The 6,906-nt window shown below is 59.3% G+C and carries 12 protein-coding genes; 6 read left to right on the top strand and 6 right to left on the bottom strand.

Annotated features, from left to right (window positions below):
• Together AC1DZP_RS13490 and AC1DZP_RS13485 are read left to right on the top strand one after the other, a co-directional pair.
• Window positions 1-189 (top strand): ATP-binding protein (locus AC1DZP_RS13490; RefSeq protein ID WP_477302916.1); only part of this gene is annotated, 189 nt, incomplete at its 5' end.
• A 144-nt stretch (window positions 190-333) separates the two neighbouring features.
• Complete coding sequence (locus tag AC1DZP_RS13485) at window positions 334-477, top strand: hypothetical protein (protein WP_477302914.1); 144 nt, start codon at window positions 334-336, stop codon at window positions 475-477.
• A 41-nt stretch (window positions 478-518) separates the two neighbouring features.
• On the opposite strand, the gene AC1DZP_RS13480 is transcribed toward AC1DZP_RS13485, so the two are convergent.
• Window positions 519-863, bottom strand: coding sequence for a DUF2493 domain-containing protein (locus AC1DZP_RS13480; RefSeq protein WP_477302912.1), 345 nt, complete (start codon window positions 861-863; stop codon window positions 519-521).
• A 293-nt stretch (window positions 864-1,156) separates the two neighbouring features.
• Window positions 1,157-1,408 carry a helix-turn-helix domain-containing protein gene (locus AC1DZP_RS13475; protein WP_477302910.1) on the bottom strand — a complete coding sequence of 84 codons (252 nt, stop codon included), beginning with the start codon at window positions 1,406-1,408 and terminating at the stop codon, window positions 1,157-1,159.
• 124 nt (window positions 1,409-1,532) lie between these two features.
• Between AC1DZP_RS13475 and AC1DZP_RS13470 the strand changes: the two genes are divergently transcribed.
• Both AC1DZP_RS13470 and AC1DZP_RS13465 read left to right on the top strand, forming a co-directional pair.
• Window positions 1,533-1,739: a hypothetical protein gene (locus AC1DZP_RS13470; RefSeq protein ID WP_477302908.1), complete on the top strand. Its 207-nt coding sequence runs from the start codon at window positions 1,533-1,535 to the stop codon at window positions 1,737-1,739.
• A gap of 496 nt (window positions 1,740-2,235) precedes the next feature.
• Window positions 2,236-2,688 carry a hypothetical protein gene (locus AC1DZP_RS13465; RefSeq protein ID WP_477302906.1) on the top strand — a complete coding sequence of 151 codons (453 nt, stop codon included), beginning with the start codon at window positions 2,236-2,238 and terminating at the stop codon, window positions 2,686-2,688.
• 647 nt (window positions 2,689-3,335) lie between these two features.
• Here AC1DZP_RS13465 and AC1DZP_RS13460 read toward each other — a convergent pair.
• On the bottom strand, window positions 3,336-3,539 hold the full coding sequence (locus AC1DZP_RS13460; protein ID WP_477302905.1) for an NAD-binding protein: 204 nt from the start codon (window positions 3,537-3,539) through the stop codon (window positions 3,336-3,338).
• Window positions 3,526-3,747 (bottom strand): hypothetical protein, encoded by a 222-nt coding sequence (locus AC1DZP_RS13455; protein WP_457151012.1) that lies wholly within the window; start codon window positions 3,745-3,747, stop codon window positions 3,526-3,528. The genes AC1DZP_RS13460 and AC1DZP_RS13455 overlap by 14 nt, the downstream gene beginning before the upstream one ends.
• Window positions 3,748-3,953: 206 nt before the next feature.
• Here AC1DZP_RS13455 and AC1DZP_RS13450 point away from each other — a divergent pair, with 206 nt between their 5' ends.
• Entirely contained in the window at window positions 3,954-4,169 is a 216-nt protein-coding gene (locus tag AC1DZP_RS13450) for a hypothetical protein (protein WP_477224900.1), read from the top strand.
• An 80-nt stretch (window positions 4,170-4,249) separates the two neighbouring features.
• Window positions 4,250-4,486 (top strand): hypothetical protein, encoded by a 237-nt coding sequence (locus tag AC1DZP_RS13445; RefSeq protein WP_457151013.1) that lies wholly within the window; start codon window positions 4,250-4,252, stop codon window positions 4,484-4,486.
• Between the two features lie 112 nt (window positions 4,487-4,598).
• Here AC1DZP_RS13445 and AC1DZP_RS13440 read toward each other — a convergent pair whose 3' ends face one another.
• On the bottom strand, window positions 4,599-4,754 hold the full coding sequence (locus tag AC1DZP_RS13440) for an entericidin domain-containing protein (RefSeq protein WP_457154839.1): 156 nt from the start codon (window positions 4,752-4,754) through the stop codon (window positions 4,599-4,601).
• A gap of 1,016 nt (window positions 4,755-5,770) precedes the next feature.
• Window positions 5,771-6,574 carry a hypothetical protein gene (locus AC1DZP_RS13435; protein ID WP_477302903.1) on the bottom strand — a complete coding sequence of 268 codons (804 nt, stop codon included), beginning with the start codon at window positions 6,572-6,574 and terminating at the stop codon, window positions 5,771-5,773.
• Window positions 6,575-6,906: the final 332 nt, after the last annotated feature.

The following is a 6,906-nucleotide window of genomic DNA, read 5'->3' as shown; positions in this document are numbered from 1 at the left end:
GAGTGGGCCAGTGTCTTCGGCGATGCCAAGATGACGACCGCGCTTCTCGACCGACTGACCCACCATTGCCACATCCTGGAAACCGGGAACGACAGCTTCCGGTTCAAAAACAGCTCCGCACACGAGCCTAAAAAAGCGAAGGAGAAAGCCAGAACCTTGACCGTCAACACCGAACCGAAACATACATGAGAGGCGGGTCACTTCTCGGTGGAAATGCCGGGTCAGTTCTCGGTGGAAATCAACATCACATATCGCTCCCAGAGCGAAGATCCTCGCTTTCGGTGTCTCTCCAAAGCCCGGAAGTTGCGCCAGCGCCTTGGAGCATCCGCAAACATGCCGCTGCAATTCTTAGACAAGCCGGCCGGAATGCACTGGCGGAAATACAATAGGCTCTACGAAAAGGCAGTGGCTTTGGAGCAGGCGACGCTGCGCGCTTTCTCGGAGATAGCCCTCAAGCTGAATGCCGTCAGTCGTTGAGCAGGAGGTAGCCGGCGTCCGCGGCGGAAGCTTCTTCGAGGTCAGGCCAGCCTGATAACGGTGATTCCGAGCTTCTCGGCGAGGGAACATGTGTACCAGGTTCCGCCGCCGCCCGGGAATCCGCAGACCAGATCGGGCTTACCCTCGCGCACCATTCGTTCGTTGCGGATCAACGCGGCATGTCTGCCTTCGCCCTTCCAGTCGGCAGGAAACACCATCAGTTCAACGCCACTCGCACGCGCCCACTCACCAGCAATGCGATCTACACCCCTCGCGTCGCCCTCGATAACGACCTCGAAATGATGCTGCGCGTGCAGACGATCGAGCTCTGCGTGGATGAAAGCGTGGTCCGTGAAATCTCGACCTCCGCAGACAAGCACCTTCACATGCGCCCCCTTTGCTGGACACGTCGATAGACATATGCCTGTTCTTAATTTCGTTTGTCGATATTCACTTCGGGCAGTTGACGAGGAAGTGTCCTTGAACGCGCACCCAGGGAATTCGCCCCGTAAAGGCCGATGCTCCCCGCCGCGGGTACCGCGCCCTCGATGAGACATGCCAGTTTGCGGGACGGCAGGCCAGCGCGATCAGTCCGCGCCCGCCGTAGGTTCTCATAAATGTTTCTTTCGCGCGGAAGCCAACTGCGCCGTCCATTGAACGGATCCGGAGCCGAGCAATCCTAATCCTTTGGCGGGTCGACGGCCTCAATTTGGCGCATGACTTCATACGGATCGAAGCCGACTGCCTTGGCCAGGTCGAGAAACTCAACCAGGTCCAATCGGCGATCGCCATTTTCAATGTTCGCGATAAACGGTTGATGGCGACCGAGAGCTTTGGCGACAGCTGCCTGCGTCAATCCTGCCTGCTTTCGCTTCTCGCTCAGCAGCTCAGTAAGTCGCCGATGGCGGTCCGAATGCAGGGTTTTGGCCATCCGCTCGTCGAGCAAATTTCGCTTCGACGTTGCGGTAATCCGAATTTCATATTATCCAAAAACCGGATATTGTGTCGACACAAGTTGCTGCGCATTTAATCTTGTTCACTGAGGGACCGAACCGATGACCGGGGGCACGCGCGATCGCATCATCGAGGCGAGCATCATCATCGGCGCCTTTCTGGCGATCTGGGTCTATGCGCAGTTTTCGCCCTACCAGCCTTGCATCCGCGGCCACATGCGCGACCGCGCGTTCCTCGCTGAAGAGGCAGGGTCGCCATACGGAGCGCGCTACCACGCCGAGCACATCTGTGAGTTTCTCGTCGATTAGTGGATACGCTGATGAAAACCTTGGTCCAAGCTCCTGTTGCCGCATTCTTAGCTGTCAGCGCCTCCGGCCAAGCATTTGCGGGGTGTGCCAATTATGTCGATGGCTCACTTGATGGACCGGCACCCCATGCCACCATCTGTTTCGGGGGCAGTTGTGAAGAAACAACCGTCGAGTTTGCGCCAATGTTCATGGGTCCCAAAAGGGCTCCGCAAACGGGTGGAGAGTCTACGTTGACGCCGATCGCAAGCCCGCTGTTGTCCGCGTTTTCCGTCCCGTGCGCGTCGCGAAATCAGACCTTGCCAAAATTACCTGTGAGGGAGACTGCTTCACCCTTCCGAGGTGATACGTGCTCGCTCGAGAGGAGTTTTTATTTCTGGGACTGGAGTCGTCGTTGGGTTGCGGCTTCTTTCGGGGCAGAAGTTCAATCGAACGACACCAGCAAATCCTCGATTCTAGATGAGTGGCCTAGGCGCCGAACAGTGCGACAGTTAAACCAATGCCCCGTATGACACCTCAGCAAAGGATTGTACTGGCTCGAAAGCTCGAAAGCCGGGCTGAAACGGCTGAAGAACTGAGCTCGGAAAAAAGAACAGAGCTGCGCCGCGCGGCGAACAACCTACTCGCGTTGAACGCAATGGAGCAGCGCAGGAACCAGTCAAAGTCCTCGGGTGAAGGACTCGCACGCATGTTCGATCAAGCTGCAGAGCAACGCTGGTCGGAGGACCTACGAGAGGAGCTCGGCCATCGCCATATGATCCACTTGGCCGACGTTTTTGAGGGCTGGGCAATTGACCGGCGCATGACGCCTGAATGGACAGCCAAGTTGACTGGGTGGGCAGAGTCTATGCGGCGGTTGGCAGATGAAGTCGGGTCGGCCTGGGATCCGCCAAGACCAGCGGGTCCAATTTCCCTTGTCGGATTTATTGGTCGTAACCTGATGGACGAGTAAAGTAAGCGGCTCAAATGTTGGACCTTCGGCCTATTCGCGGTGGCAGAGGTTCCGTGGCTGTTTTGCGCCGCACGTCGGTCGTTCCAAAGACTCCTGCCACCTTCCAAAGCTGACATCACTGCCAACGCCACGGGCTTGTCCGCCGAACTAGAAGCGATCAGCGACAACGACCTTGATCGCGGCGCAAGAAATCCCAAGCGGCCTGTTTAGGTCGAGAGTTTCTTTGCGAAATCAGGCAATCGTCTTTGGGCTTTCGCGCTAGTAACCTGTGGAAGTCTGTGACAAATCAATGCATCATGATTCTTGCAAACTACCGGGGGGAATGTGGGCAAGACTGAGGTCAGACTGGCCGATTCAAAACTTGCGGCTCTGCCGATGCCAACACCATGGCCGAACGCAAATGCTCGCCTTCTGGGAGTCGGCGCGGGCCTGCCGGTTAAGCCACTTGATCGCCTTGCCCAGTTCAGCGCAGCAGAGTTTGAGCGCCTAACCCTCGAATGGGCCTCCGATTATCTCGCGACCAAGATCCCCGGGGTCGTTGAAGTGCAGCTGCGGGGCGGTGTCGGGGACAAGGGTCGCGACGTCATCGTCTGGTTCGACCCGTCGGCCACAGTCCCGCGCCGCTGGCGGCTATACCAATGTAAGCACTATGGAGCGGCGCTTGGGGCGGGGACTGCAGCCGACCACCAAATTTCCGGCTCAAGGCCGGCGAGCTTGGCTGTGATCATCGCCTCGCCGATCGCCGCAGCGTGGACCTTCCAGAGCTGGTTGTTGACCAGCTTGGCGACATAGCCGTTCCCGTGCTTGCCGACCTTGCGCACCTCGCCCATTGCTCGATCACTGGGCGACATGCTCGACATCGACATCCTCGCCGCCGACGACATAACCGTCGGGTCGTGGTGTGACGGTTCTGCTTGGGATCTGGCCACATTCTCCCGTCACCGGATCGCCGTGGCAGCAGGCCGGCGGATAGGTCCAGGTGCTATTCGGCCTGTGCGCTAACGCAGAGCCATCCTCCAGCACTGCAGCCGCGGCTACCACGCCTGCCAGTCCCGCCATGTGTCGTGTGCCGACCGCATGCACCGAATGGTCCCCTAACGGCGACCGATGTCGTCAAGTCGATCATACATCCATTCGCGAGCGCTAATAAGGGAAAAAGGCGTGAAACGGTTTGGCTAACACAACCGTTCATCACGGCGCTCTAAAGCACGGAACATTTTAGCATGAGCCGCATTCCATCGGTCAGTTAGCCAAGGGAGGCTTTCTTGACCCAACGACGCGTCGACAAGGAACGGATTGACCGCGCTGATCGCGAATCGAAACTGACGATCGAGGCTGAGCGTCTAGCGAGAGATGCCAAGACGGCGCGACTGCGCGAGCAGCGCCTTTCTGTGGAAGCATCTATCGAAAAGACGGCTCCGGTCAAACGTCGTCAACCGGCAGCCAAGAAGCCAGGTCGGAAGATTATCGAGGTCGACTAGCACGCGTGGGAACCGAACGCTAAGCACGCACGCATTGCTCCAGGATTTTCGAGAGGAAGATTGAAGGCTATATCAGCCGGATGGCAAAGGGCTGGACGTTTCAATCACTGATCGACGCGAAGATGACGGTGACGGCGTTTTGCCATTACGCGCCTTGCAACCATAGCCAGTCGCTCGACCTAGTGAAGCTCCGCGATCGGTTCGGACCGGATGCGCCGGCAATGGCAGATGACCTCGTTCGAAAACTGAAATGCGGCAGGTGTGGCGGCAGGAAAGTCGGCCTGATCTATACGCCGGACAGCAGTCCCGGCGCCTAAAAGGGGAAATCCAAGGGCAATTAGTGAAGCGCGAGCACAACGCGCTTCGGCCTGAAAAAGAAAGGGCCGCCCAATCATGGCGGCCATTCACTTGGGCAGACCACCGCGAGGCTCAGTTCGCGGCGGTGGCAACTCTCTTGCCGGCGTTCTGGGTAGCGTTGACGGTGTTGGCAGCATCCTTGCCGGCGCCACGGATTGTGTTTGCGCAGGCCGATACCAAAAGCGCACTGGCGAGCAGCGCGATGACTGCATATGTGGATGTTTTCATGGACGGTTTATCCCTCTCTCGGTAGACTCGCCCTACAGCAACGAAAGCCGGCTCAGTCTGGTTCCATGGCCAAGCCACAAAGAGGAAAACAGACCAAGCGCGCGAGGTGTTGGCCGTCAAGGAACAGCCGGTTACTGTCCACAGGCTTGGCGCGATATATGAGTTGGCGGCTTCTGATCGGGCCGCTCTTTGCCGAGGCGCGGGAAGAGATAGCCGACAACCGTGTTCGAGAAAAGGGCCTTTGCCATGGCGAAGGAGATCGGCGACAAGGTGAGGATCGAGGAGATCACGCCAAAGCCGAAGAGGCGATAAGGTCGTTACTTCTTCGGCGTCTGAGGTGGCACTAGTGTGACATAAGGTGTCCTCGGCTCCCTTGCCGGGCTCCCGGTAATACGGTGCCGACTCGCCGGGTGGTCCGAGCGATTTGAATTTGAAGCCGGGCCTTGGGAGGATCGATTGGGAACCCCGAAAGGGGAGGATCGAACCCCTTCGGCGTTACTAATCTTCATCGCCATTGTGACGCCTGCATGAAGCCAACCAAGGTGCTAAATATATGCAGATTGACTAAAAATAAGCAGTTCCGTTGATGTCGCCATTGCCAGTGCTTCGCGTCCGAGCTTGATCGTGCTGCAAACATTACCGGGCACACCTCGTTGGCCCGTGCTCTGCCTCCCCCGTCAGGGCGCTGCGGCATTGTCAGGTTCGCAGGGGGGCTGGCCTTTGAAGGCACGAGCAAGGCATCCATACTTGTCGAACGTCTGACCGGTTTCCCTCGCAGCTTTGGCCATACCACAGCCCGAAATGGCCAGGCAGGAGAGCAGAGCAATCGCGGTTCTCTTAGCGAGCATCGATTTCTTCCTCAGTGGCGGGCTACCGTTTTTGCCGCGTCCAGCTCCTTGAAGGCGCCAGAACCGGTAGTCGGCTTCCCGTCCAGCAAAGCGCGCCTCCAAGGCGCAGCAGGCCGCTGCGGTCGGCGCTTCAGGTCCACATTCAACGCCGGAATTCCTTTACTTGCCTCACTGCGGAACGTGCAGCAGGTCACGCAGGTGGATCGGCAAGCTGGGCGAAGCGCCCAATTCGGCGCAACTCGCCTCCCATCGCCCGAGATACTCGCCGATCGGCACACCCGTGCGGCCGGGCCAGCGGTTGAGTGCGCCGAGCGCCTCGACGCACTGCGGCGCGCGGTCGTATGCGGCAAGGATGGTCACAGACATCGCCCGGGCGAACGGATTGAGGGCGGGCATCTCAATCTCGCCGCGATGGTCGGCGAACCACGCCGCGGCGTCGCGCGTCAGCCCCTGGCTGCCGGCGAGCGCGGAATAGCCTCGGATGATGTTCTCGCGGTACGCGGCAATGGCATCGCCGAAAGCGTTGTCGCCGGTGAACGGCGGGTTCTCCTTCCAGTCCTCCGCCAGACGCCCGAGGCCGCGCAGCGAGAATGCTTCAACCATCGCTTCCTCGAGCCACTGGCAGGGCGTTGCCGGCTTGGCATCCGGCTGCCAGCTATTAGCAAACACGTGGCCGAGCTCGTGTCCGAACTGGTAGGTTAGCTTCGACCAATCGCGCTCCCCGATGTCGACAATGATCCAGGCCATGCTGCTGCCGTCGGGATGCAGCCAGACCGCCGGCGTGCCGGAAGTGTGCTCGTCGACACGCAGGCGCGTCGGCTGGCGGTCGGAGAGCAGGCGGACGCCGTCAAGGCATGCATGCCGCATGCGCTCGACGACCTGATCTGCTGCGCCATCCAGCATGCGGCCCCAGTCGCCGGCAAGCTCTATAGGAGCGGTGAGGAGGATTTTTGAAGTTTCCGTCGTCGTCATCGGTTCCTCATCGCACGTTTGTTGATGCGCAACGCCCCGCCGGCGCTCTAAAATGCCGACCGGCGCGCATCATTGCCCGCGCAATCGCAAGCTGCTTTTCCGATGTCGCTGCGTTCACGCTGTATCAGGCCAAGCTGCCGGCCGACCTGCCATCGCTGACTGCATGATCGCCTGGCTGGCCTTCAACCGCCTGCCCCTTCGACTAGAATGCGCGCTTCCCGCATGAGCGATGGCCAATTGTGGGGCCCAAGGAAGGCGATAAGCTCGCGTGCTTGTGCTTCGGTGATGCCTGTCTCTTTGACCAAGCGCTGAACTGCAACGGTTACAGCGCT

The sequence above is a fragment of the Mesorhizobium sp. P2_F8 genome (assembly GCF_056403655.1).
Note: the sequence above shows the minus strand (reverse complement) of the source record. Positions and strands in the feature narration are given on the sequence as shown.

Coding starts and splice junctions, on each gene's coding strand:
- AC1DZP_RS13435 (WP_477302903.1), bottom strand. CDS start 6,574: ATGACGACGACGGAAACTTCAAAAATCCTCCTCACCGCTCCTATAGAG.
- AC1DZP_RS13475 (WP_477302910.1), bottom strand. CDS start 1,408: ATGGCCAAAACCCTGCATTCGGACCGCCATCGGCGACTTACTGAGCTG.
- AC1DZP_RS13485 (WP_477302914.1), top strand. CDS start 334: ATGCCGCTGCAATTCTTAGACAAGCCGGCCGGAATGCACTGGCGGAAA.
- AC1DZP_RS13455 (WP_457151012.1), bottom strand. CDS start 3,747: ATGGCGGGACTGGCAGGCGTGGTAGCCGCGGCTGCAGTGCTGGAGGAT.
- AC1DZP_RS13440 (WP_457154839.1), bottom strand. CDS start 4,754: ATGAAAACATCCACATATGCAGTCATCGCGCTGCTCGCCAGTGCGCTT.
- AC1DZP_RS13465 (WP_477302906.1), top strand. CDS start 2,236: ATGCCCCGTATGACACCTCAGCAAAGGATTGTACTGGCTCGAAAGCTC.
- AC1DZP_RS13460 (WP_477302905.1), bottom strand. CDS start 3,539: ATGTCGCCCAGTGATCGAGCAATGGGCGAGGTGCGCAAGGTCGGCAAG.
- AC1DZP_RS13470 (WP_477302908.1), top strand. CDS start 1,533: ATGACCGGGGGCACGCGCGATCGCATCATCGAGGCGAGCATCATCATC.
- AC1DZP_RS13445 (WP_457151013.1), top strand. CDS start 4,250: ATGGCAAAGGGCTGGACGTTTCAATCACTGATCGACGCGAAGATGACG.